This is a genomic window from Allobosea lathyri (assembly GCF_900108245.1).
Classification (GTDB): Bacteria; Pseudomonadota; Alphaproteobacteria; order Rhizobiales; family Beijerinckiaceae; genus Allobosea; species Allobosea lathyri.
This window is the reverse complement of sequence record NZ_FNUY01000005.1, coordinates 166,657-190,147: the sequence shown is the minus strand read 5'-3', so window position 1 is coordinate 190,147 and position 23,491 is coordinate 166,657. Positions and strand designations below refer to the sequence as shown.

General features: G+C 66.4%; 21 protein-coding genes and 1 tRNA gene. 16 read left to right on the top strand and 6 right to left on the bottom strand.

Annotation, left to right across the window (positions count from 1 at the left end; genetic code table 11):
* Positions 1-55: 55 nt before the first annotated feature.
* From C4S73_RS13835 to C4S73_RS13825, 3 genes are all read left to right on the top strand, one after another.
* A complete protein-coding gene (locus C4S73_RS13835; protein ID WP_103873086.1) occupies positions 56-826 on the top strand; it encodes a HugZ family pyridoxamine 5'-phosphate oxidase in 771 nt (256 codons plus the stop codon).
* A 187-nt stretch (positions 827-1,013) separates the two neighbouring features.
* On the top strand, positions 1,014-2,624 hold the full coding sequence (locus tag C4S73_RS13830; RefSeq protein WP_103873085.1) for a phosphoenolpyruvate carboxykinase: 1,611 nt from the start codon (positions 1,014-1,016) through the stop codon (positions 2,622-2,624).
* A gap of 37 nt (positions 2,625-2,661) precedes the next feature.
* A complete protein-coding gene (locus C4S73_RS13825; protein WP_103873084.1) occupies positions 2,662-3,672 on the top strand; it encodes an Lnb N-terminal periplasmic domain-containing protein in 1,011 nt (336 codons plus the stop codon).
* A 105-nt stretch (positions 3,673-3,777) separates the two neighbouring features.
* On the opposite strand, the gene C4S73_RS13820 is transcribed toward C4S73_RS13825, so the two are convergent.
* The gene (locus C4S73_RS13820; RefSeq protein WP_103873083.1) at positions 3,778-5,199 is read right to left on the bottom strand and encodes a sodium:proton antiporter; all 1,422 of its coding nucleotides are present in this window, start codon (positions 5,197-5,199) and stop codon (positions 3,778-3,780) included.
* Between the two features lie 221 nt (positions 5,200-5,420).
* Between C4S73_RS13820 and C4S73_RS13815 the strand changes: the two genes are divergently transcribed.
* Positions 5,421-6,209 (top strand): class II glutamine amidotransferase, encoded by a 789-nt coding sequence (locus C4S73_RS13815; protein ID WP_103873082.1) that lies wholly within the window; start codon positions 5,421-5,423, stop codon positions 6,207-6,209.
* 712 nt (positions 6,210-6,921) lie between these two features.
* Here the strand turns inward: C4S73_RS13815 and C4S73_RS13810 are convergent.
* A tRNA-Ala gene (locus C4S73_RS13810) sits at positions 6,922-6,997 on the bottom strand.
* A gap of 180 nt (positions 6,998-7,177) precedes the next feature.
* Positions 7,178-7,570 carry a TIGR02300 family protein gene (locus C4S73_RS13805; protein WP_103873081.1) on the bottom strand — a complete coding sequence of 131 codons (393 nt, stop codon included), beginning with the start codon at positions 7,568-7,570 and terminating at the stop codon, positions 7,178-7,180.
* Between the two features lie 244 nt (positions 7,571-7,814).
* On the opposite strand from C4S73_RS13805, the gene aroA reads away from it, so the two are divergent.
* The 3 genes from aroA to C4S73_RS13790 all read left to right on the top strand — a co-directional run bounded on the left by aroA (position 7,815) and on the right by C4S73_RS13790 (position 10,787).
* Complete coding sequence (gene aroA, locus C4S73_RS13800; protein ID WP_425290345.1) at positions 7,815-9,185, top strand: 3-phosphoshikimate 1-carboxyvinyltransferase; 1,371 nt, start codon at positions 7,815-7,817, stop codon at positions 9,183-9,185.
* Positions 9,182-9,835, top strand: a complete 654-nt coding sequence (gene cmk, locus C4S73_RS13795; RefSeq protein WP_103873079.1) for a (d)CMP kinase — start codon at positions 9,182-9,184, stop codon at positions 9,833-9,835. The genes aroA and cmk overlap by 4 nt, the downstream gene beginning before the upstream one ends.
* A 139-nt stretch (positions 9,836-9,974) precedes the next feature.
* The gene (locus C4S73_RS13790) at positions 9,975-10,787 is read left to right on the top strand and encodes a DUF1194 domain-containing protein (RefSeq protein WP_103873284.1); all 813 of its coding nucleotides are present in this window, start codon (positions 9,975-9,977) and stop codon (positions 10,785-10,787) included.
* A gap of 6 nt (positions 10,788-10,793) precedes the next feature.
* On the opposite strand, the gene hrpB is transcribed toward C4S73_RS13790, so the two are convergent.
* Positions 10,794-13,316, bottom strand: coding sequence for an ATP-dependent helicase HrpB (gene hrpB, locus C4S73_RS13785; RefSeq protein WP_103873078.1), 2,523 nt, complete (start codon positions 13,314-13,316; stop codon positions 10,794-10,796).
* 104 nt (positions 13,317-13,420) lie between these two features.
* On the opposite strand from hrpB, the gene trpA reads away from it, so the two are divergent.
* The 5 genes from trpA (at position 13,421) to C4S73_RS13760 (ending at position 18,351) form a co-directional block, all read left to right on the top strand.
* Positions 13,421-14,269, top strand: a complete 849-nt coding sequence (trpA, locus tag C4S73_RS13780) for a tryptophan synthase subunit alpha (RefSeq protein ID WP_103873077.1) — start codon at positions 13,421-13,423, stop codon at positions 14,267-14,269.
* A 34-nt stretch (positions 14,270-14,303) separates the two neighbouring features.
* Positions 14,304-15,209, top strand: coding sequence for an acetyl-CoA carboxylase, carboxyltransferase subunit beta (gene accD, locus C4S73_RS13775; RefSeq protein WP_103873076.1), 906 nt, complete (start codon positions 14,304-14,306; stop codon positions 15,207-15,209).
* Between the two features lie 28 nt (positions 15,210-15,237).
* Entirely contained in the window at positions 15,238-16,560 is a 1,323-nt protein-coding gene (locus tag C4S73_RS13770; protein WP_103873075.1) for a bifunctional folylpolyglutamate synthase/dihydrofolate synthase, read from the top strand.
* Positions 16,561-16,617: 57 nt separating this feature from the next.
* Positions 16,618-17,463, top strand: coding sequence for an aldo/keto reductase (locus C4S73_RS13765; protein ID WP_103873074.1), 846 nt, complete (start codon positions 16,618-16,620; stop codon positions 17,461-17,463).
* A gap of 237 nt (positions 17,464-17,700) precedes the next feature.
* Positions 17,701-18,351 (top strand): L,D-transpeptidase, encoded by a 651-nt coding sequence (locus C4S73_RS13760; protein WP_103873283.1) that lies wholly within the window; start codon positions 17,701-17,703, stop codon positions 18,349-18,351.
* A gap of 184 nt (positions 18,352-18,535) precedes the next feature.
* Here the strand turns inward: C4S73_RS13760 and C4S73_RS13755 are convergent, their stop codons facing one another.
* Positions 18,536-19,420, bottom strand: a complete 885-nt coding sequence (locus tag C4S73_RS13755) for an aldose epimerase family protein (protein WP_103873073.1) — start codon at positions 19,418-19,420, stop codon at positions 18,536-18,538.
* A 15-nt stretch (positions 19,421-19,435) separates the two neighbouring features.
* Positions 19,436-20,173, bottom strand: a complete 738-nt coding sequence (locus C4S73_RS13750) for an IclR family transcriptional regulator domain-containing protein (RefSeq protein ID WP_210201404.1) — start codon at positions 20,171-20,173, stop codon at positions 19,436-19,438.
* A 113-nt stretch (positions 20,174-20,286) separates the two neighbouring features.
* On the opposite strand from C4S73_RS13750, the gene C4S73_RS13745 reads away from it, so the two are divergent.
* The 4 genes from C4S73_RS13745 (at position 20,287) to pcaG (ending at position 23,406) form a co-directional block, all read left to right on the top strand.
* On the top strand, positions 20,287-21,159 hold the full coding sequence (locus tag C4S73_RS13745; protein ID WP_103873071.1) for a CoA transferase subunit A: 873 nt from the start codon (positions 20,287-20,289) through the stop codon (positions 21,157-21,159).
* A 213-nt stretch (positions 21,160-21,372) separates the two neighbouring features.
* Positions 21,373-22,122 (top strand): CoA-transferase subunit beta, encoded by a 750-nt coding sequence (locus tag C4S73_RS13740; protein ID WP_103873070.1) that lies wholly within the window; start codon positions 21,373-21,375, stop codon positions 22,120-22,122.
* Positions 22,119-22,829, top strand: a complete 711-nt coding sequence (gene pcaH / locus C4S73_RS13735) for a protocatechuate 3,4-dioxygenase subunit beta (protein ID WP_103873069.1) — start codon at positions 22,119-22,121, stop codon at positions 22,827-22,829. Before C4S73_RS13740 ends, pcaH begins: the two co-directional genes overlap by 4 nt.
* On the top strand, positions 22,819-23,406 hold the full coding sequence (gene pcaG, locus C4S73_RS13730) for a protocatechuate 3,4-dioxygenase subunit alpha (RefSeq protein ID WP_103873068.1): 588 nt from the start codon (positions 22,819-22,821) through the stop codon (positions 23,404-23,406). Before pcaH ends, pcaG begins: the two co-directional genes overlap by 11 nt.
* Positions 23,407-23,491 lie beyond the last annotated feature (85 nt).

Sequence of the window (23,491 nt, the reverse complement as noted above, 5' to 3'; positions counted from 1 at the left end):
CGTGGCGCTTTGCCTATGACCCCCCTGATAATGACTGGAAAGACGGACAGGTTCCATGGCGAAAGACCCGATCAGGCCGACTGATGACTCAGCCCGCAGCCTCGGACGCGAGCTGATACGCAGCGCACGCTCGGCCTCGCTGGCGACGCTCGGGCGCGACGGCCACCCCGCCGCGAGCCTTGTCAGCGTTGCCACCGACATCGACGGCGCGCCCGTGATCCTGATCTCGGCACTCTCCGCCCATACCGGAAACCTGCTCGCCGATCCGCGCGCGTCGCTGCTGGTTTCGCCGGGTGGCAAAGGCGATCCGCTGGCGCATGCACGCGTCACGTTGAAGCTGCGTGCAAGGCAGATAGAGCGTGAGGCGCCCGACGGTATTCGCATCCGCCGCCGCTTTCTGGCGCACCAGCCAAAAGCGGCGCTATACGCCGATTTTCCGGATTTTTCGTTCTTTGCCCTGGATATCGAGGCCGCCAGCCTGAATGGCGGCTTCGGCCGGGCCTATGAGCTGACGCCCGCCGATCTCCTCAGCGACGCCGCCGGCGCGGCCGCCCTGGCGGAGATCGAGGAGGCGGCCGTCGCGCATATGAACCAGGACCATGCCGATGCGATCAGGCTCTACGCCACCGGCCTGCTCGGTGCGCGCGATGGCGCCTGGCGCGTGATCGGTCTCGATCCCGACGGCGCCGATCTCGCTTTGGGCGATAGCGTGCTGCGGCTGGCCTTTCCGGCCCCGGTCGACGGTCCCGGCGCCTTGCGCAAGGCCCTGGTCGAGCTCGCCGGCCAGGCGCGGGCGGCGATCCGGCATCCCGATTTACCACATTGATTTGATTCAACCGATTTAGATTTAAATCTTGAAATCAGGAGTTCCCAAAGGCTTGAGCCGGCGGCATCATCGCCTTAAAGACCTCCCACTCTTTTAAATGGCCTCGCCTGCGCGCCGTCCTGCCTTGACTGCGCGCCTCTGAAGATCAAGCGTCCGCGTACAGCGGACTGCCCCTCGGGAGACACCTGTGGACACCATCGGTCAGTTCAACACCAAGCATGGCGCCGACGAATTCGGCTTCCGCAAGCTGAAGACCGTCTACTGGAACCTCGAAGCCCCCCGGCTCTATGAGGAATCCCTTAAGCGCGGCGAATCCGAACTCGCCAAGGGCGGCGCGCTCGTCGCCGACACCGGCAGCCATACCGGCCGCTCGCCCAAGGACAAGTTCGTCGTGCGCGACGCGCTGACCGACGGCACGGTCTGGTGGGACAACAACGCCGCGATGTCGCCGGAGCATTTCGAGGCGCTGCTGGCCGATTTCATCGGCCATGCCGAGGGCAAGGAGCTTTTCGCGCAGGATCTCTATGGCGGCGCCGACCCGGCCCATCGCGTCAAGGCGCGCGTCTTCACCGAGATGGCCTGGCACTCGCTTTTCATCCGCAACCTGCTGATCCGGCCCGACGAGGAGGATATCGCCGCCTATGTTCCGGAGCTGACGATCGTCGACCTGCCGAGCTTCAAGGCCGATCCCAAGCGCCATGGCTGCCGTTCCGAGACGGTGATCGCGATCGATTTCACCCGCAAGATCGTGCTGATCGGCGGCTCGGCCTATGCCGGCGAGATGAAGAAATCGGTCTTCACCTATCTCAACTACACCCTGCCCGCGAAGGGCGTCGTGCCGATGCACTGCTCGGCCAATGTCGGTTCCAGCGACGATTCCGCGATCTTCTTCGGCCTGTCCGGCACAGGCAAGACGACGCTCTCGGCCGATCCCGGCCGCACCCTGATCGGCGATGACGAGCATGGCTGGTCGAAGAACGGCATCTTCAACTTCGAGGGCGGCTGCTACGCCAAGACGATCAAGCTCTCGGCCGAGGCCGAGCCGCAGATCCATGCCGCGTCGCTGCGTTTCGGCACGGTTCTCGAGAATGTGGTGCTGGATCCCATCAGCCGCGCCGTCGATTTCGACGACCAGACCAAGACCGAAAACACCCGCTCGGCCTATCCGCTCGACTTCATCCCGAACGCCTCGCGCACCGGCCGCGCCGGCATCCCCAAGAATATCGTGATGCTGACCGCCGACGCTTTCGGCGTCATGCCGCCGATCGCCAAGCTGACGCCGGCGGAGGCGATGTATCACTTCCTCTCCGGCTACACCGCCAAGGTCGCCGGCACCGAACGTGGCCTCGTCGGCGTCGAGCCCGAATTCTCGACCTGCTTCGGCTCGCCCTTCCTGCCGCGTCACCCGTCGGAATACGCCAACCTGCTGCGCGACTTCATCGCCAAGCACCATGTCGATTGCTGGCTGGTCAACACCGGCTGGACCGGCGGCAAATATGGCGTCGGCCGGCGCATGCCGATCCGCGTCACCCGCCGCCTGCTGACCTCGGCGCTGGATGGTTCGCTCAACCGCGCCGATTTCCGTCGCGACCCGTATTTCGGCTTTGCCGTGCCCACTTCGGTGCCCGGCGTCGAGCCGCACATCCTCTATCCCGTCAAGACCTGGCAGGACAAAGCCGCCTTCGCCGAGACGGCGAAGCATCTGATCGCGATGTTCCGCGAGAACTTCAAGCGCTTCGAGGACCATGTCGACGACGCCGTGAAGGCGGCGGCGCCGACCAATTCTCTGGCGGCGTGACCAAGCGAATCGCAGTTCTGTGTTACGAGAGGCGGCCATGAGCCGCCTCTTTTTCGTTTTGCTGAAGCTTCTGACCACCTTCGTCATCCTTGGCGCGGGATTATGGGGCATCGGTCTCCTGCTGTTTCGCCTCAACGGCACAGTCGCGATTGTCGGCGCCATCGGCTTCGGCCTGGCTGCGCTGGCCGGCCTTGTCGGGATCTGGACCGGCGCATTGCGGCTGCCGCTGGGCTTTGCCGCCGTGTTCATCGGCCTGCTCGGCTGGTGGAACGGCATGGTGCCGTCGCATGATCGCGACTGGATTCCCGAGCTTGCCCGGCTGCCCGAAATCGCGCGCGAGGGGGACAGGCTCACCGTCACCAATCTGCGCCATTTCCGCTGGCGGACCGAGGCTGATTACGATCAGCACTGGGAGACGCGCAGCTACGATCTCACGCAGATCGAGGGTGCCGACCTGTTCCTGTCCTATTGGTCGGGCGAGGCCATCGCCCATCTCCTGGTCAGCTTCACCTTCAAGGACGCCCTGCCGCTGACCTTCTCGATCGAGGTCAGGCGCGAGAAGGGCGAGGAATGGTCGGCGCTCGCCGGCTTCTTCCGCTCCTATGAGATGGCCTATGTCGCCGCCGACGAGCGCGATCTCGTCGGCCTGCGCAGCAATGCGCGCAAGGAAGACGTGCGGCTGTTTCGGCTGGCTACGACGCCGGCCCAGGCGCGTGACGTCCTGCTCGCCTATGCCCAGGACGTGAACCGGCTGGCGAAACAGCCGCGCTGGTACAACACGCTCACCACCAACTGCACCACCGTGGTCTATCACCTCGTCGGTTCGGTCGCGCCCGGCTGGACCTTCTCGCTGCCGCTAGACCCGCGCGTGCTGCTCTCTGGCTATCTGCCGGGTTATCTCCAGCGCATCGGCGCGGTCAGGCAGGATATCCCGCTCGACGAACTCGTCCGGCAGGCACATATCGGCGAGAAGGCGCGCGGCCTGTCGCTCGACGATCCCCAGTTCTCCGCGAAGATCCGGGAAGGCGTGCCGACCGGGCGTCCGTAAGCCAGTCGTCACGGCGGGCCTGACCCGACCATCGGGCAACCAGTGCTCTCTGGCCCTGAGATTTGCAGGTCTGCGCTGCGCTACGCCCGCCAATGGCGGGGCTGGCTACCTGAAGAACACAAACGTCTGCACAAGAAACAGCGGAATCAGGATCGCGCCCGACCAGAGCATATAGCCGAAGAAGCTGGGCATCGCGACCTTCCGGTCCTTGGCGATGGCGTAGACCATGAAGTTCGGGGCGTTGCCGATATAGCTGTTGGCTCCCATGAAGACCGCGCCGGCCGAGATCGCCGTCAGCGTCAATGCTCCGGTCGTCATCAGTGCCTTGGCGTCGCCGCCGGCCAGTTCGAAGAAGACCAGATAGGTCGGGGCATTGTCGAGGAAGGAGGAGAGTGCGCCCGTCAGCCAGAAATAGGCGAAATTGTTCGGCGATCCGTCGGGGTGACTGACCAGCGCCACGAGCGGCGCAAACGCGCCGTCCTTGCCCGCCTGCAGCATCGCCAGGACGGGGATGATGCAGATGAAGATGCCGGCGAAAAGCTTCGCGACCTCCTTGATCGGCCCCCAACTGAACTCGTTTCCGGCGCGCACCGGACCCGGCGTCAGCTTGAGGGACAGTCCCGCCAGCCCCAGGAGGATCAGGTCGCGTGCGAGATTCTGCAGTTCGATGCGAACGCCATGGAGGTCGAAGGCGATGCCCGGTTTCCAGGAGGCGGACATCAGGATCGTCGCGATGACGCCTCCGAGCAGAAGAAAATTGACCTTGCCGTAGAGCTTGATCGCGCGGTCGGGCGTCGGGTCCTTCAGGACGGGCTTGCCCTCCTTGCGGAAGAACCAGCTGTCGAGCGCGAAGAACAGCGCCAGCAGCACGATCACGGCAAAGCTCGTGGCTGGCAGCAGATGTGTCGTCGTCCAGAAGAACGAGACGCCGCGCAGGAAGCCGAGGAACAGCGGGGGATCGCCCAGCGGCGTCAGCGACCCGCCGATATTCGAGACCAGGAAAATGAAGAACACCACGACATGGACATTGTGGCGGCGGTTGTCGTTGGCGCGCAGCAGCGGGCGGATCATGATGATCGAGGCCCCCGTCGTGCCCACCACGCTCGCCATCAGCGTGCCGATTGCCAGCAAGGTCGTGTTGGTTGCCGGCGAGCCGTGCAGATTGCCCATGATCAGGATGCCGCCGGCGATGGTGAAGAGCGCAAACAGCAGGATGATGAAGGGGATGTATTCGAGCAGCGCAGTGTGCAGCAGCGCGCCGAGCGCCGGGTCAAAGCCGCGCCACAGCACGAGCGGGACCAGCACGAGGACCGCCCAGAAGGCGGCGAACTTGCCGTAATGATGTTCCCAGAGATGCGGGAACAGCACCGGCCCCAGCGCAATCGAGAGCAGCATGCCGGCGAAGGGCAGGGCCCAGGCCGCCCCCAGCGTCGCGCCGCCGATATCGCCCGCGGCGAAGGCGGCAGTCGAGGCCAGGCACAGCGCGAGGGCGACTGCGCCCCGAATCGCAATCTTCGTCAAAGCCATTCCCCCGCCCGTGATCTCGGGGTTCTGGTTAGACGAGGCATCTGAGGCTAGCAACCGCTGCAAGGCGCGGGGGTCGTGTGACGACTTTCTGCAGGCAGTTGGTGCGAGCGCCGCGGCGCCGAGGGTGGAAGTACCTGATCAGGCCATTATGCGGACATTCATTTTTCGGAGAATAATCTCCTCTTCGCGGCATCGTGCCCGCGGCTGATTCGGGACCGATCATGTGCCGTTTCCTTGCCTATTCCGGCGCTCCGGTCTTTCTGGAGGACCTTGTCGCGGCGCCCTGCCATTCCCTGATCCATCAATCGCTCCACGCCGAGGAGGCCAAGACGGGAACCAATGGCGACGGTTTCGGCGTCGGCTGGTATGGTGAAAAGGCGGAGCCCGGCCAGTATCGCGAGGTGCGCCCGGCCTGGTCTGACGAGAACCTGCTCTCGATCGCCCGTCAGGTCCGCTCGCATCTGTTCTTCGCCCATGTCCGGGCGGCGACCGGCACGGCGACGACGCGGGCCAACTGCCACCCCTTCGTCCATGGTCGCCACCTCTTCATGCATAACGGCCAGATCGGCGGTTACGCCCTGATCCGGCGCCGGCTCGAGGCGCTGATTCCCGATCTGCTCTACGACGCCCGCGTCGGCACGACTGATTCGGAGGCGATCTTCCTGCTCACGCTGGCCCGGATCGCTGAGGGTTTCGGGCCCGGCGAGGCGCTTGCCGCTGCATTGGCCGATGCTCTGTCGTTGATGCACCAGGCCGGCATTCGCGAGCCGCTGCGCTGTGCGGCCGCGCTTGCCGATGGTGAGACCATCCACGCCGTACGCTGGTCTTCCGACGCCAAGCCGCCGAGCCTGTATCTCTGCGACCGTGGCGACAGCGTCATCATCGCCTCCGAGCCGGTCGATGCGGCGCGCGAATGCTGGCAGGCCTTGCCCTGCAATACCCTGGCCTCGATCACGGCCGGCACGGTGGTCTTGTCGCCGTTCGAGGTCGGTCTCAGACAGGCGGCGTGACGGCTTGCGGAGGCTCGCGGCGCGGGCATGCCGACGAAAACGGCCGATGATCAATTTGTGCCGCCTAATTCGGGAAGTCGTGGCAGGATGAACCCGTTATCTCGCCGGCTTAAGCAGCCAGTTATGGGAGTGCCCAGCAGTGACGCGCAATGTCCTCGCGGCGTTGGCTTTGATGCCCACCCTTCTTCTCGCATTGCCCGCAGGTGCGCAGCTTGTCGGCACGCCCGGCAACGGCCCGCTCACGCCCGACGGCCCCAGACGTGGTCTCGGGCCGCCGTCGCTGAGTGACAATGTGCCGGATCTCCGGTTGCGCTCGGACGGAGGGGGTATCCCGGGTGCAGGGCCGCCTATCAACTACGGCGGGGGGTATGGACGCGGATACGGGCGCGCGCAGCCTTTGAGCGATGCTGGCTTCGGGGCGGGGTATCGATCCAGCGACCGGCCGGTAAGCAGGGCCAATGGCCGTCATTGCCAGACGCCACGGAGAATCTGCGTTCTCACAGATCCGGCGCCGGTCAATACGGGTTGCTCTTGCCGATTGCCAAGCGGCGGTCGCGCGCGGGGCGCTGTCGTAAGATGATTGTGCGAAGACGCTGATCAAAGCCCGAGCGCGCGGCATTTCGCCTATTCGCAGGCTGCCGCGTCAAATGCGGGGGATCTTCGCGCGATAGCGCGAACGCCCGCATAACCTCAAATGCCGGGGAAGAGAATTTGGTGGAGCCAGGCGGAATCGAACCGCCGACCTCTTGAATGCCATTCAAGCGCTCTCCCAACTGAGCTATGGCCCCACTAGCCGGTTGATTTGGGGGTCAACCGGTAAACTTCCGAGGGCTGCGCTGCCGGCATTGCGGCGGGGCGAACCCTCTGATCTTCGTCGCCGCAGCGGCGACGAAGCGCTCTATAGGCGGCTGCGGCCGAAGACTCAAGCGCCTATTGTTGCGCAATCGTCATTCTTTTTCAGGATGTCCTCAGACGTCCTCGTCGCCCTCGATATCGCTGTCGATCAGGTCGGCAACGTCGTCATCGCCTTCCTCTTCCTCCAGGAACGTGTCGTCCTCGGGGGCGATGTCGTCCTCGACTTCGATGTCGTCCTCGCTGGTGACGACAGCTTCCTTCTCGCTGGTCTCGGCATCCGCCTCGTCGAGCGAGACGAGCTCGACCGCGCCGTCGGCAACCTCGGCCTCTTCCTCGTCCTCGGCCGGCTTTGCAGCAGCGGCAGCAGCCTTCGCCTGCGGCTCGAAGGTCGAGCGCGGGAACGACTGGCCCGTATAGGGCGAGACGATCGGGTCCTTGTTGAGATCATAGAATTTGCGGCCCGTTGTCGGGCAAACGCGTTTTGTTCCAAGTTCCGGTTTCGCCACTGCGTCGGACCTTCAATCATTCATGTTCTGAAAAGCAGGCGCGTCCGTTAGTCGTGGCGAGCGGCGCTGTCAAATACTGATTGCGTGTCGGGGCGCGATGCCAAAGAGAGGCGGCGGCGTTTTTGGGCTGCATCGGCCTCACCGTGCAGGGCAAACCAGCCGCAGCCGGCGCGATGAATATGGACCGGGTGGGAGCTGTGGCGGGCACGTGACGCGTGACGGGAGGGCGTGCTAGGCAGCCAGAATGCCCGATCGACCAAGCCGGCAGAGCTCTTTGGCCCACGCTCAGCACCCCGTTCCCGTCACGGCGCGCGCCGGCGGTCCGCTATCGGGCCGCGTCCGCGTGCCCGGCGACAAATCCATGTCGCATCGCGCGCTGATCTTCGGCCTGCTCGCCATCGGCGAGACGAAGGTCAGCGGCCTGCTGGAGGGCGAGGACGTCATGCGCACGGCTGATGCCGCCCGCGCGCTCGGCGCGATCGTGCATCACGACGGCCCGGGCGCCTGGCGGGTTCGGGGCGTCGGCATCGGCGGTCTGCGCGAACCCGCCGGGGTGCTCGATTTCGGCAATGCCGGCACGGGCTCGCGCCTGATGATGGGCGTCTGCGGCGCCCATCCGATCACGACGACCTTCGATGGCGACGCCTCGCTGCGCAAACGGCCGATGCGGCGCATTCTCGATCCGCTCGAACTGATGGGCACGACGATCGTCTCGGCGCAGGAGGGCGGCCGCGTGCCGCTGACGCTGCGCGGGCCGAGGGAGCCGGTGCCGATCATCTACCGCACGCCGGTGGCCTCGGCGCAGATCAAATCGGCGGTGCTGCTGGCGGGGCTGGCAGCACCGGGCGAGACGACCGTGATCGAAACCGAGGCGACCCGCGACCATACCGAAACGATGCTGCGCCATTTTGGCGCGCAGGTTGATGTTACCAAGGAGGGCGCGCATGGCCGCCGCATCGTGCTGAAGGGCCAGCCCGAATTGCAGGCTGCGCCGGTCGCCGTGCCGGCCGACCCGTCCTCGGCAGCTTTTCCCTTGGTCGCGGCGCTGATCGTGCCGGGCTCCGAGATCCTGATCGAAAGCGTGATGACCAACCCGCTTCGCAGCGGGTTTTTGACGACATTGCGCGAGATGGGCGCCGATATCACCGTCGAAAACGAGGGCAATGAGGGCGGCGAGGCCGTCGCGACGCTGCGGGTCCGGGCGTCCGGCCTGCAGGGCGTCGACGTGCCGCCCGAGCGCGCGCCCTCGATGATCGACGAATACCCGGTGCTGGCGGTCGCGGCCGCCTTTGCCGCGGGTACCACCCGCATGCGCGGGTTGCAGGAATTGCGGGTCAAGGAATCGGATCGTCTTGCCGCGGTGGAAGCCGGGCTGAAGGCGGCAGGTGTCACCTGCACGATCGAGGGCGACGATCTCGTTGTGCATGGCACAGGCGGGGAGGTTGCGGGCGGCGGCACGGCCGCGACCCATCTCGATCACCGCATCGCCATGAGCTTCCTGGTGATGGGGCTTGCCACGCGAAAGCCGGTGCAGATCGATGACGGAGCCATGATCGCGACCAGCTTCCCGGGCTTCATCGCGCTGATGAATGAGCTGGGGGGCGACATCGCATGACGACCGACGCAAGCAAGGGACGGCTCGTCATCGCGGTCGATGGGCCGGCGGCCTCGGGCAAGGGCACGCTGGCGCGCCGGCTGGCAGCGCATTACGCCATGCCCTATCTCGACACCGGCCTGCTCTACCGCATGGTCGCGCGCGCAGTCCTCGAAGCGGGGCACGATATCCGTGATGCCGAGGCGGCAGGTGCGATCGTCTCGACCTTCGACGAGAGCGCTTTCGCCGAGGACAGCCTGCGCGGCCGGGAAATCGGCGAAGCCGCCTCCGTCGTCGCGGCGATGCCGGCCGTGCGCAGCGGGCTGATCGCGCGCCAGCGCCGGTTCGCGGCGCAATCCGGCGGGGCGGTGCTCGACGGACGCGATATCGGCACGGTGATCTGCCCGCAGGCGCGGGCCAAGCTTTTCGTCACCGCCACGCCCGAGGTGCGCGCCGCGCGCCGTCATAAGGAGCTCGCGGGGCGCGGGGAGGCCGCCACTTTCGAGGGCATCCTGGCCGATATTCGCCGACGCGATGCGCGCGATTCCGGCCGCAGCGACGCCCCGCTCAAGGCGGCGGACGACGCCGTCATCCTCGACACTTCAGCCCTGACCATCGAGGAGGCCGTGGCAAAGGCCATTGCCATCGTGGATGCACGCCGCGCCGGCTGACTGCTTGAGGCCCCGCGGGCTCGCCAGCGGCCTTTCGACGAGATGGTGATCCAGAAGGCTCTGCCTGCCCAGCTTTCGGCCTTGGCGGAAACCCAAAGCCGGCGCACACTCCTGTCGCGACATGAAGACGGAGGTGGCGATGCGGCGTTTGCTGTGCGGTCTCTTGAGTCTTGCGGCGGCGGGTCTTTGGACCGGCGCTGCGCCCAATGCCCAGTCGACGACTGCTCCGCCCGAGGAGGTCGATGTCGCGCTCGTGCTGGCCGTCGATGTGTCCTTTTCGATGGATCTCGACGAACTCGCCTTGCAGCGCAACGGTTATATCGAGGCCTTCCGCTCCAAGCAGCTGCATGAGGCGATCGCGAAGGGCGCGATCGGCAAGATCGCCGTGACCTATTTCGAATGGGCGGGGGGCAACTTCCAGCACATCGTCAAGCCTTGGACGATCATCGAGACGCCACAATCGGCGATCGCCTTTGCCGAGGAACTCGGCGAGGCGCAGACACGGCGCGGCCGGCGGACTTCGATCTCGGGCGCGATCGATCTCAGCATGTCCCTGCTCGAACAGTCCAACGTCACGGCCATGCGCCGGGTGATCGATATCTCCGGCGACGGCGCCAATAATGATGGCCGGCCGGTCACTGCGGCGCGCGACGAGGCCGCCGCCAAGGGCATCAGCATCAACGGCCTGCCGGTAATGCTGAAACAGGCGAGCTATTTCGATATCGACGACCTCGACATCTACTATCGCGACTGCGTCATCACCGGCATCGGCGCCTTCGTGATCCCGATCCGCGAGCGCCACCAATTCGTCGATGCGACGCGCACCAAGCTGCTGCGCGAGATCGCGGACCTGCCGGCCGGAGAGGCGCGGGTCCAGAAGGCCCAGGCGACGAACCAGAACGCCAATTGCCTCTCGGGCGAGCGCCAGTGGCGGGACCGGATGGGAAACTGAGCGCGCTTACGTCCCGCGCGGCTTGGCGCGGGTCGTCGGCGGCGCGGCGGCGGGGTCGTCCGGCCATGGGTGGCGGGGATAGCGGCCTTTCATCTCCGATTTTACCGCAGCCCAGGAGCCGCGCCAGAAGCCCGGCAGGTCGCGCGTGATCTGGACCGGCTTGTGTCCAGGTGACAACAGCTCGAGCACCAGCGGCACGCGGCCGCCCGCCAGCGCCGGATGCACGGAGAGGCCGTAAAGTTCCTGCACGCGCACCGAGATCGTCGGTCCGGCCTCGGCGGCATAGTCCACAGTGAGGTTCGAGCCGGTCGGGGCCGTGAAATGCGTGGGGGCCTCGCTGTCGAGCCGGCGCTTCAGGTCCCATGGCAACAGCCCGGCCAAAGCGGAGTCGAGGTCGGCGGGCTCGATTGCCGCCAGGGAGGCGCGGCCGACAATATGCGGCGCCAGCCACGTTTGTGCGTCCATTGCCAGACCGGCATCCGACAGATCGGGCCAGGGATTGTCGGTCGCTCCGACTGCAAAGGCCTGCCGGAGGAAGCCGGCGCGCTCGCGCAATTGCTGCTGCGCGCGCGTCCAGGGCAGCAGGCCGACGCCAAGCGCCGCGATGCCTTGCGCTAGCGTCTCCGCATTCTCGGCGGATGGCAGCGCCGGCAGCGGTCGCTCCGACAGGCTGAGCGCGCCATAGCGCCGTACCGCGCGGGCACGCAAGGCGCGGGCGGCGCGGTCGAAGCTGACCTCGCTGCGCTCCTCGATGCCGAAGGGCGCGAGTCCGTTGGCGACGAGCATCGCGATATCGGCTTCCGTGATCGCGGCTGCGGCGGTGACGCGGGACTGCTGGGCCGCGCCGGTCATCTCCGCCACGACGATGTAGCTTTCGCGCGCCAGCCGCTGGGAGGGCTCGATTACGGCTCCGCGTCCGTTGGCGAGCAGGAATTGCCCCGAGCCGACACTGCGCGATTTCGCCACGCGGTCGGGATAGGCGAATGCCAGCAGCAGGCCGGTGGTGAGGGCGGCATCCTTGTCCGGCCGACCCGTCCTTTCGGCCGCCCGCGCCCAGCCCTCTGCCAGCCGGCGCATATCGGCGGCGCGGCCACCGCGTTCGCGGCCAAGTCGTTCGCGGTCGAGGCGTTCGAGGCGCTCGGAGAGATCGGTCGCATCGCCACCCAGCCCACGCTCGACCAATATGGCGGCAAGCAGGGCCGCGGCTCCAGCCTGTCCGAAGCGGGCCGCGCTGGTGACCATGCGTGCGAGACGGGGCGGCAGCGGCAGGTTCTGGAGCGCGCGTCCGTCCGGCGTGATCCGGCCGTCATCGTCGAGCGCGCCGATGCTCGCCAGCAGCGCCCGTCCTTCCTTCAGAGCGGGCGCAGGTGGGGAATCGAGGAAAGCCAGCTGCGTCGGGTCGTTCACGCCCCAGGCGGCGCAATCGAGCAGCAGGGGAGCGAGATCGGCGGAGAGGATTTCGGGCCGCGCGAAGGCTTCCAGCGCGCCGGTCCCAGCTTCGTCCCAGAGCCGGTAGCAGATGCCGGGCTCGGTTCGCCCGGCGCGGCCGCGGCGCTGGTCTGCCGCCGCGCGGCTGACGCGGCGCGTCTCCAGCCGGGTGACGCCGATATCGGGCTCGTAGACCGGCACGCGGGCGAGGCCGCAATCGATCACCACCCGCACGCCCTCGATCGTCAGCGAGGTTTCGGCGATGGCGGTCGCGAGCACGACCTTGCGCCGGCCCTTGGCAGCGGGCAGCACGGCGCGATCCTGCTCCGACTGGTCGAGCGCGCCATAGAGCGGCGCAATTTCAACGGCCGGATCGCGCAGGCGCTCGCGCAGACGCTCCTCGACGCGCCTGATCTCGCCCTGGCCGGGCAGGAAGACGAGCAACGAGCCGCTCTGCTCGTTCAGCGCCAGCAGCACCGCATCGGTGACCTGATCCTCGATGCGTTTCAGCGGATCGCGGCCGCGATAGCGCGTTTCGACCGGGAAGGCGCGCCCCTGACTCTCGATGACAGGCGCCTCGCCGAGCAGCTTGGCGACACGTGCGCCGTCGAGCGTCGCCGACATCACCAGGATGCGCAGATCCTCGCGCAGGCCCGATTGCGCGTCGAGCGCCAGCGCCAGCCCGAAATCAGCATCCAGCGAACGCTCGTGGAATTCGTCGAACAGCACGGCGGCAATGCCCTCCAATGCGGGATCGTCGAGGATCATGCGGGCGAAGACGCCCTCAGTGACGACCTCGATGCGGGTCTTCGGCCCGATCTTGGAGCCGAGCCGGACCCGCAGGCCGACAGTGTCGCCGACACGCTCGCCCAAACTCTGCGCCATGCGGTTGGCTGCGCCGCGCGCCGCGAGCCGGCGCGGCTCCAGCACGATCAGCTTGCCGCCCTTCGTCCAGGGCTCGTCGAGAAGTGCGAGCGGCACGCGCGTCGTCTTGCCGGCGCCGGGCGGTGCGACGAGCACGGCGTTAGGTCTGGCGCCCAATGCGGCGGCAAGGTCGTCGAGGACGACGTCGATCGGAAGGGGGCTGTCGAAGGCGCGCATGCCTGCGCGATGTGACGCAGCCGGCGGCGCCGCGCAAGCGCCGTGGCGTTTCGGCCGCTGCTGCACTCTGGTCAGTGAAACCTCGCCATGCTAACCGCAAGCCCATGACAGAGACCGGCCAGACCCGTATCCAGAACCGTTTCCAGACCTGCGCGAAGGAGGGCCGCGCCGCGCTCGTGACCTTCGTCACCGCTGGCGACCCCGATTTCGACACTGCGAGCGCGATCCTGAATGCGCTGCCGCAGGCCGGCGCCGACATCATCGAGCTCGGCGTGCCCTTCACCGATCCGATGGCTGACGGCATCCCGGTCCAGCTCGCCGGCCAGCGTGCCCTGAAGGCCGGCCAGAGCTTGAAGAAGACTCTGGCCATGGTCGCAAGCTTCCGCGCTGCCGGTCACGACACGCCGATCGTGCTGATGGGCTACTACAATCCGATCTGGGCCTATGGCGTCGACCGGTTCCTGGTGGACGCGCGCAAGGCCGGCGTCGACGGGCTGATCGTGGTCGACCTGCCGCCTGAGGAGGATGTCGAGCTTTGTCTGCCGGCGCTTGCCGCGGGCCTCAGCTTCATCCGCCTGGCCACGCCGACGACGGACGACAAGCGCCTGCCCAAGGTGCTGCAGAACACGTCGGGTTTCGTCTATTACGTCTCGATGACCGGCGTCACCGGTGGCACCATCGCGAATTATGACGCGGTCGGCGATGCCGTGGCGCGCATCAAGCGCCATACCGATCTGCCGGTGGCCGTCGGTTTCGGCGTCAAGACCGCGGCCGATGCCGCCACCATCGCCAAGGGCGCGGACGGCGTCGTCGTCGGCTCCGCCCTGGTCGAGCGCGTCAGGTTTTCGCTCGATGCCGACGGCAAGGCCACGGAAAAGACGGTTTCGGCTGTCACCTCGCTCGTCTCGGAACTGGCGGCCGGGATTCGCTCCGTCGCGAAAGCGGCAGCGTGAGCCTGCTGCCTGCTCGAAACTCAGGGATGATCCGATGAACTGGATTTCCGAAGTCGTCCGGCCGCGCATCAAGACGCTGTTCAAGCGCGAGAGCCCGGAGAACCTCTGGATCAAATGCCCCGATTCCGGGCAGATGGTCTTCCACAAGGATGTCGAGGCCAATGGCTTCGTCATTCCCGGCTCCGAACACCACATGCGCGTCACGGCGCCGGAGCGGCTGCGGCTGACCTTCGACGAAGGCAAATGGCTCGATGTCGCCTTGCCGGAGGTCGCGGCCGACCCGCTGAAGTTTCGCGACGAGAAGCGCTATATCGACCGGCTCAAGGACGCCCGTGCCAAGACCGGCGCGCCCGATGCCTTCAAGGTCGGCTATGGCCGCGTCAAGGGGCTGCCGATGACGATTGCGGTGCAGGACTTCCACTTCATCGGCGGCACGATCGGCACGGCGGCAGGCGAGGCCTTCATCAGGGGCGCCGAGACCGCGATTGAGAAGAAGACGCCCTATGTCGTCTTTGCCGCCTCGGGTGGAATGCGCATGCAGGAGGGTATCCTCTCGCTCATGCAGATGCCGCGCACAACTATCGCGGTGCGGCGCCTGCGCAAGGCCGGCCTGCCCTATTTCGTGGTGCTGACCGACCCGACCACGGGCGGCGTCACCGCATCCTACGCCATGCTGGGCGACGTCCAGATCGCCGAACCCGGCGCGCTGATCGGTTTCGCTGGCCCGCGCGTGATCGAGCAGACTGTGCGTGAGAAACTGCCGGACGGTTTCCAGCGCGCCGAATATCTCAAGGATCACGGCATGGTCGACATGGTCGTCCACCGGCATGAGATTCCCGCCACGCTGGCGCGGCTCGGTCGCCTGCTGACCAGGCAGCCCGTGCCGGCTGTGGATGTAGCCCCCATTGCAGCCCCGCAGCCCGTCGCCGAAGCGGTCTGAGACGGCATCGGCGGAGCCACAACGCATCATGGGGTCGTCCGACACGCTGCTGGCGCGCTTCCTCGCGCTGCATCCCAAGCTGATCGACCTCTCGCTCGGGCGCATCCTGACGCTGCTGGAACGGCTGGGCGATCCGCAGAAGCGTCTGCCGCCGGTCATCCATGTCGCCGGAACCAACGGCAAGGGCTCGACCATCGCCTTCATGCGGGCGATCCTCGAAGCCGCCGGCCTGAAAGTCCACGTCTATACCTCGCCGCATCTGGTGCGCTTCCATGAGCGCATTCGCCTTGGGGCCCCCGGCGGCGGCCGCTTCGTCGACGAGGCCGTTCTGGTCGAGGCGCTGGAGCGCTGCGAGCGCGCCAATGCCGGCGACCAGATCACTTTCTTCGAGATCACCACCTCGGCCGCGCTGCTGCTCTTTTCCGAGCATCCGGCGGATGTCGTCCTGCTCGAAGTCGGGCTCGGCGGCCGTTTCGACACCACCAATGTCATCGACCACCCCGCCTGCACGGTGGTGACGCCGGTCTCGCTCGACCATTCCGAATATCTCGGCGACACCGTGACCAAGATCGCGGGCGAGAAGGCCGGTATCTTCAAGCGGGGCGCGCCGGCCGTGATCGCCCCGCAGGAGCTTGAGCCGACAGCTGTGCTGGAAGCCACTGCCGAGCGCGTCGGCGCCTCGCGCATCCTCATCGGCGCGCAGGATTTCAACGTGCATGAGGATGGTGGCCGCCTGGTCTACGAGGATGGCGACGGCCTGCTCGATTTGCCTTTGCCGCGCCTGTCCGGCCGCCACCAGCATATCAATGCCGGCACGGCGATCGCCGCCTTGCGCGCCGCCGGCTATGGCGGGCTGCCCACACACGCCTTCGAGCGGGGCATGCTCGACGCTGACTGGCCGGCGCGGTTGCAGAGGCTGGCGCGCGGCAAGCTCGCTGAACTCATCCCGGCGGGCGCCGAGCTCTGGCTCGACGGCGGCCATAATCCCGATGGCGGCCGTGTGCTGGCGCAGGCCATGGCCGATCTCGCCGATCGCAACCCGGCTCCGCTGGTGATGATCGCCGGCCTGCTCTCGACCAAGGATGCACGCGCGACGCTGGCGCATTTCAAGGGCCTGGCGCAGGTTCTCTTTGCGGTGCCGATCCAGAATGCGCTGGTCGCGCGGCCGGCCGAGGAGGTCGCGCAATTGGCGCGCGAAGCGGGGCTTAATGCCGAGACCGCCGGCTCCGTCGAGCAGGCGTTGCGCGAGATCGCGAGCCGCAGCTGGTCGGGCCCGCCACGCATCCTGATCTGCGGCTCGCTTTACCTCGCGGGCGAGGTGCTTCAGGCCAACGGCACGCCGCCGGTGTGAGCCGCGAAGCTTATTTGCCTTACGAGCCTTCCTGGCCCTGAGAGCGGAGCAGACGCCATGACGCGGCACCCATTTGGATCAGGCGGCCCGGAGCTCACCAGCATCGGTCAGGGCAGCTGGTATATCGAGCAGGGCGACCGGCGCGAGGCTATCGCTGCCTTTCGCCGCGGGCTCGATCTCGGCCTGAGCCATATCGACACCGCCGAGATGTATGGCGATGGCCGCTCGGAGGAGATCATTGGCGAGGCCATTGCCGGCCGTCGCGACGAGACTTTTCTGGTGTCGAAAGTGCTGCCTCACAACGCCTCGCATGCGGGCGCCCGCACGGCCTGCGAACGCTCGTTGCGCAAGCTGAAGACCGACAGGCTCGACTGCTATCTCCTGCACTGGCGTGGTTCCTACCCGCTGGAAGAGACTTTTGCCGCGTTCGAGGCACTGCGCAGCGAGGGCAAGATCCTGTCCTGGGGTGTCAGCAATTTCGATGTCGATGATCTCGACGAGGCGCTCTCGGTCGCTGGGACCGGCGCGATCGCCTGCAATCAGGTGCTTTATCACCTGCGCGAGCGCGCGATCGAACATGCGGTGATCCCCTGGTGCGAGCGCCATGGCGTCGCGGTCACCGCCTACAGCCCATTCGGGCATGATGATTTTCCCGATTCCGGCAGTGCCGGCGGCCGGCTCCTGGCTGAGATCGCCGCCGCCCATGGCGCAAGTGTGCGTCAGGTGGCGCTCGCCTTCCTGACGCGGCGCGCATCCGTCTTCGCCATTCCCAAGGCGGCACGCGTCGCACATGTCGAGGACAATGCCGGCGCTCTGGGCCTGCGCCTGAGCGATGCTGAGATCGCCCGCATCGACGCCGCGTTTCCGCGTGGACCGAAGCCGCGTTCCCTGCCGATGATCTAGGAGCTCAAAACCCCGCGGCGCGTAAGAGGGCAGCCTGCCCTGCTACGCTGCCTTGACGGTACGCCAGAGGCTGAAACGGGCTGCACAAACGCATCGTCCGTTCGCCCTTAAACCACATTTCGCCTTTGCGCTTTACAAGCCACCATCAAGCGCTGTTTTCTGAGCGTAATGGCGGCGGCTTTCATGTCCGACAACGCCACGGTTCTTGCAACGGTTGCGTCTTTCCGGAGTGGTGTGATGCGTCGCGTTTTCAGTCTTCTGGCTATCGCCTTCCTGTCGCTCGCCGGCATCGCCTCGGCCCATGCCGGCGTCGATGTCCGCGTCAATATCGCGGCCCAGCGCATGACCGTGACCACCTCCGATGGCGAGGTCCACAATTGGGCGATCTCCTCGGGCCGCTCGGGCTTTCGTTCGCCCAACGGTGTCTATCGGCCGACACGGCTGGAGAAGAACTGGTATTCTCGGAAATATGGTGGAGCGATGCCCAATGCCGTGTTCTTCCGCGGCGGCTACGCCATTCACGGCACCACTGCGGTTGGCGCGCTCGGCCGCCCGGCCTCGCATGGCTGCATCCGCCTGCATCCCGCCAATGCCGCGAAGCTCTTTGCGCTGGTCAAGAAGCACGGCGCCGGCCAGACCCGCATCGCCTTGAACGGCGCGGCCAATGACGGGCTCTCGCAATTCGCGAAGGCCTCGGGCGGCTCGAAGGCCAAGATCGCCAACGCCAAGGCGAAGCAGCGCGCCGCGATTGCCCAGCAGCGCAAGGCTCCGAACTGGGATGCGGCCCGCGAGCAGATCCTGCTGCGCCCGGCCCTGCCGGCTAGCGCCTTTGGCTATCAGCCCTACAACCTCCAGCGCTATTACGAGACCGGCCCGCGCTGGCGCTAAAGCTGGCTTATTTGCCGACAGAGCGAACTCTGGAGAAGCCGCTCGGACAACGTGGTCATTCCGGACAAGCCGCGTAGCGGCGCTGATCCGGAATCCATCGAATGCCATTGCACCCTATGATGGATTCCGGGTCTGCGCTTCGCTCTGCCCGGAATGACGGCGGTTTTCCCTCACATGTGATCAGTCAGATCGCTTCGGGCGCGATCCGCAGCCAGCCTTCCAGCGTCTCGCCGGGTTCCAGGCGCTTGAGCGGCGCGGCCGCGCGCGCGGCGGGCTCACTGGGGGCGCCGATGGCATGGCTTTGCGGCTCGACGCAGAGGAAGTCCGCGCCGGCGGGAGCCCAGACAACCGGGCAGTTCAGGCTCTCGCTCGCGGTCAGCGTGATCGCGAGCCCCGTCGATGGCGTTTCGATCCGCGCGGTCCCGCCCCAGTCCAGAAAGCTCCAGGCCGTCTCGCGGCCGGTTGCGAAGACGGGGCCGGACGCAAAGGGGCCGCCTTCCGCCAGCCGCTGCGAGCCGATGGCGCGAAACGCCTCGCCGAAGACGAGCGCGCCCTCAGCGGTCATACCCAGCCGGGTGTCGCCGGCACAGCCGAACCAGGGATGGTGGCCCAGGCCATAGGGTAGGGCCAGGTCAGCCTCGTTGGTGATCGAAAGCGCGATGGTCATACCGGCCTCATCAAGGCGGATATCCTGCACGACCCGGTAGCGATACGGGTCCGGCCCCTCCGTTCGGCGGTGTTCGAGCACGGTATGGCCGCGGTCATACCGCAGGACATTCCAGGCGGCCTGCCAGCCGAAGCCGTGGATATTGCCGGTAGGGCTGTTCTTCGGCACCGTGAAACGCTGCTCGCCATCATCGACCACGCAGTCGAAGGCGCGATTGGCGAAGGGCGCCATCGCCCAGCTGCCGAAAAGATTGGGCGCCGCGATCGAGGGCGTGGCGCCGTCGGGTGAGTGGAGGACCTTGTGTACCCGCCCATCCGGCCCGCGCCAGTCGAGCCCGGCGACGATCCCGCCGATCTCGGGGAAAACGCGCGCGCGCAGGGGCCCGGCTTCGAGTTCAAGCATGGCGATGGTCCTGTTTCACGTGATCAGTGGCCGAAGCATCGCCTGCAAGGCGAGCATTCTTGGCAGGAAGCGCTCGGCCATCTGCTGCGGCGATGTCCGCTGGATTTGGCCCGAAATGTTGAAGGCCGCGACAGCCTCTCCGCGTGCGTTGAACAGCGGCACGGCAAGCGAGATCAGGCCGAGTTCGAGCTCCTGATCGACGATGCAATGGCCCTGCTGGCGTATATTGGCGAGGATTGCCATCAGCGCGGCGATGTCGGTGACGGTGTGGGGGGTCAGCGCGCGCGGCTTGCCGGCGAGGATGCGTGCCTGCGCGTCCTGCGGCTCGCGCCAGGCCAGCAGGACGCGGCCCATCGATGTGCAGAAGGCGGGAAGATGCGTGCCGACCGAAAGTCCGACGGACATGATCCGCCGCTGCGCCGAACGGGCTATATAGACGATCTCATGCCCGTCCAGCAGCGAGGCCGAGGAGGATTCATGCATCTCCTCCGAAAGGCGCTCCAGGAAAGGCTGCACCAGTTGCGGCAGCGCGGTCGAGGCGAGCCAGGCATGGCCAAGGCGCAGCACGCGCGGCGTCAGCCTGAAGAATTTGCCGTCGAATTCGGCATAGCCGATGCGGGTGAGCGTCAGCAGGCAGCGGCGAGCCGCAGCCCGTGACAGGTCGGTCGCGCGCGCGACCTCCGCGATGGTGAGCTTGTCATGGGCGGCATCGAAGCATTCGATCACCGCCAGCCCCTTTTCGAGGGCTGCCATATGATCGCGGTCTGGAGCCTCGCCTGCCATCGCTTGACCATGCCTCGCGCGCATCATAAAGTGCGATAATCAAAACATTGTGCGATTAACGCACATTTCGAGGAGATGTCAAGGTGGCTGAATTCGTCTCCCTCGCGCAGGGAATCGAAGCGGTTCTGAGCGATGGCTGCTCCGTCGCGATGGAGGGCTTTACCCATCTGATCCCGCATGCGGCGGGCCATGAGACGATCCGGCAGGGCCGCAAGCGGCTGACGCTGATCCGGATGACGCCGGACCTGATCTACGACCAGCTGATCGGCACCGGCTGCGCCGAGAAGCTGATCTTCTCCTGGGGCGGAAATCCCGGCGTCGGCTCGTTGCACCGGTTCCGCGACGCGGTCGAGAATGGCTGGCCACATCGCCTCGAAACCGAGGAGCACAGCCATGCCGCTCTCGCCAATGCTTATGAAGCCGGCGCGGCGAACCTGCCCTTCGCGGTCTTCCGTGGTTACAAGGGCGTCGACCTGCCCAAGGTCAATCCCAACATCAGATCCGTGACCTGCCCCTATACCGGTGAGGTTCTGGCGACGGTGCCCGCGATCCGGCCCGATGCCGCGATCATCCATGCGCTGAAGGCCGATCGCGAGGGCAATGTCCTGCTGGAGGGCATTGTCGGTGTGCAGAAGGAGGCGGTGCTGGCGGCCAAGCGTTCGCTCGTCACGGTCGAGGAGATCGTCGACGATTTCGGCCCGCGCAATGCCAATGCGGTGATCCTGCCGTCCTGGACCGTCACGGCGATCGCCCATGTTCCGGGCGGTGCGTTTCCGTCCTACGCCCATGGCTACTACAAGCGCGCCAACGACTCCTACATCGCCTGGGACAAGATCTCCCGCGAGCGCGACACCTTCCTGGCCTGGATCAAGGCGAATGTGCTGGAAAAGGGGCCGGATGCCTTCGCGCAATACGCCACCACAAGGCGGGAGGCACATGATGGGCTTTCCGCTTGAGACGACCGGGCTCCTCCCTTCTCCCCTCGCGGGAGAAGGTGGCCCGGCGAAGCCGGGACGGATGAGGGGGCGCTCGACCGTTCCGACTGCGATCTCGGAGGAAGAGTGCCAGCGATCGGGGGCACGGCGCCCCCTCACCCCAGCCCTCTCCCGCGAGGGCAGAGGGGGCAGGTCGAGCTTGGGAGCCACGCTGTGAACGCAACCCCGACTGAAATGATGACCATTGCCGCCGCAAGGCTGCTGACGAATACTGATGTCTGCTTCGTGGGCATCGGAGCGCCCTCCGCCGCCTGCAACCTCGCGCGGCTGACGCATGCGCCGAAGATCACGCTGATCTACGAATCCGGCACGCTCTCGACCCGGCCGAGCGTGCTGCCGCTCTCGATCGGCGATGGCGAACTCTGCGACACCGCGCTGACCACCGTCGCGGTGCCCGAGATGTTCCGCTACTGGCTGCAGGGCGGGCGCATCACCATCGGCTTCCTCGGCGGGGCGCAGATCGACCGTTTCGCCAACCTCAACACCACGGTCGTCGGCCCTTATGATGCTCCGAAGGTGCGTTTGCCCGGCGGTGGCGGCGCGCCCGAAATCGCCAGCAATTGCGGCGAGATTTTCATCACCATGGCGATGGGCACGCGTGCCTTCGTCGAGAAACTGCCCTTCATCACCTCGTTCGGTCACGGCACGGGCAAGGGCGATCGCGCGGCCCTGGGCCTCAAGACCAAAGGGCCGACCAAGATCATGACCGATCTCTGCGTCATGGAACCCGATCCGGAGACGGCCGAACTGACTGTGGTCTCGCTGCATCCCGGCGTGACGCGTGAGCAGGTTCAGGCGGGTTGCGCCTGGCCCTTGCGCTTTGCCGCCCGGCTGGCGGAAACTCCGGCCGCGACAGCGCAGGAGCTGAGTGTCCTGCGCGACCTGCATGCCCGGACCAAACAAGCGCATGGAGTGGCAGCATGAGCCTGATCTATCCGCCTCAGAGCCTGCAGGCTCACCCGCTCAACGCCTCGCCCGAATACAAGAGCACGCTGAAGCGCGCGCCATCGCAGCCGCTGATCCTGCTGCCGCATACGCTGTCGGAAACGACCGGGCCGGTTTTCGGTCATGTCGGCGTTGCCGAGGGCGATTCCGACCTGACCCGCCAGCATGAAGGCGAGCCGCTGGGTGAGCGCATCATCGTCACCGGTCGGGTCCTGGACGAGGATGGCCGGCCGGTGCCCCACACGCTGGTCGAGATCTGGCAGGCCAATGCGGCCGGGCGCTATGTCCATGTCCGCGACCAGCACCCGGCTCCGCTCGATCCGAACTTCACCGGCGCCGGCCGGGCCGTCACCGATGCGGACGGGCGTTATCGCTTCGTCACGGTGAAGCCCGGTGCCTATCCCTGGCGCAACCACCACAATGCCTGGCGCCCCGCCCATATCCACTTTTCGCTGTTTGGCGCGAGCTTCCTCTCGCGCGTGATCACGCAGATGTATTTTCCGGGCGATCCGCTCTTCAAATACGATCCGATCTTCCAGTCGGTCACCGATGAAAAGGCGCGTGATCGCCTCGTTTCGCGGTTCGATATCGACACGACCGAGCCGGAATGGGCGCTCGGCTACCAGTTCGACATCGTCCTGCGCGGCCGCAACGCGACGCCGCTGGAGGAGCCGCATGACCATTGAGACGAAGGCCGAGACAACCCTCGGCATCACGCCCTCGCAGACGATCGGCCCCTTCTTCGCCTATGCGCTGACGCCGCGCGCCTATGGCGGGCCGGAACTCGCCACTGAGCAGGTTGCGACCGACGGGATCGCCGGCGAGCGCATCCGTGTCGAGGGCACTGTCTATGACGGCGATGGGCTCCCCGTCGGCGACGCCATGATCGAGATCTGGCAGGCCGATCCGCAAGGGCGCTTCCACGCATCCGGCAATGCCGGCTTCACCGGCTTCGGCCGCGCCGAGACGACCTCGGAGGGGCGTTACTTCTTCGAGACCGTGCGTCCAGGCGGGTTGCCCGGGCCGGGTGGAGCCAGGCAGGCGCCGCATCTGACGGTCTCCGTCTTCGCGCGCGGCGTTCTGGTCAGGCTGGCGACGCGAATCTATTTCTCCGACGAGGCGGCCAATGACGGCGATCCCGTGCTGGCGCTGGTTCCGGCCGGTCGCCGGGATACGTTGATCGCGCAGCGTGGCGGCGATGGCGTCTTCCGCTTCGATATCTGCCTGCAGGGCGAGAGCGAGACGGTCTTTTTCGAGGCTTGAAGGCTGTCGGGGACACTGTGAGAGCCCCTCTGTTCTCGCAGTGACCCGTCCGAAAACCGGTTCCCACTTTTCGGCATCATGCTCT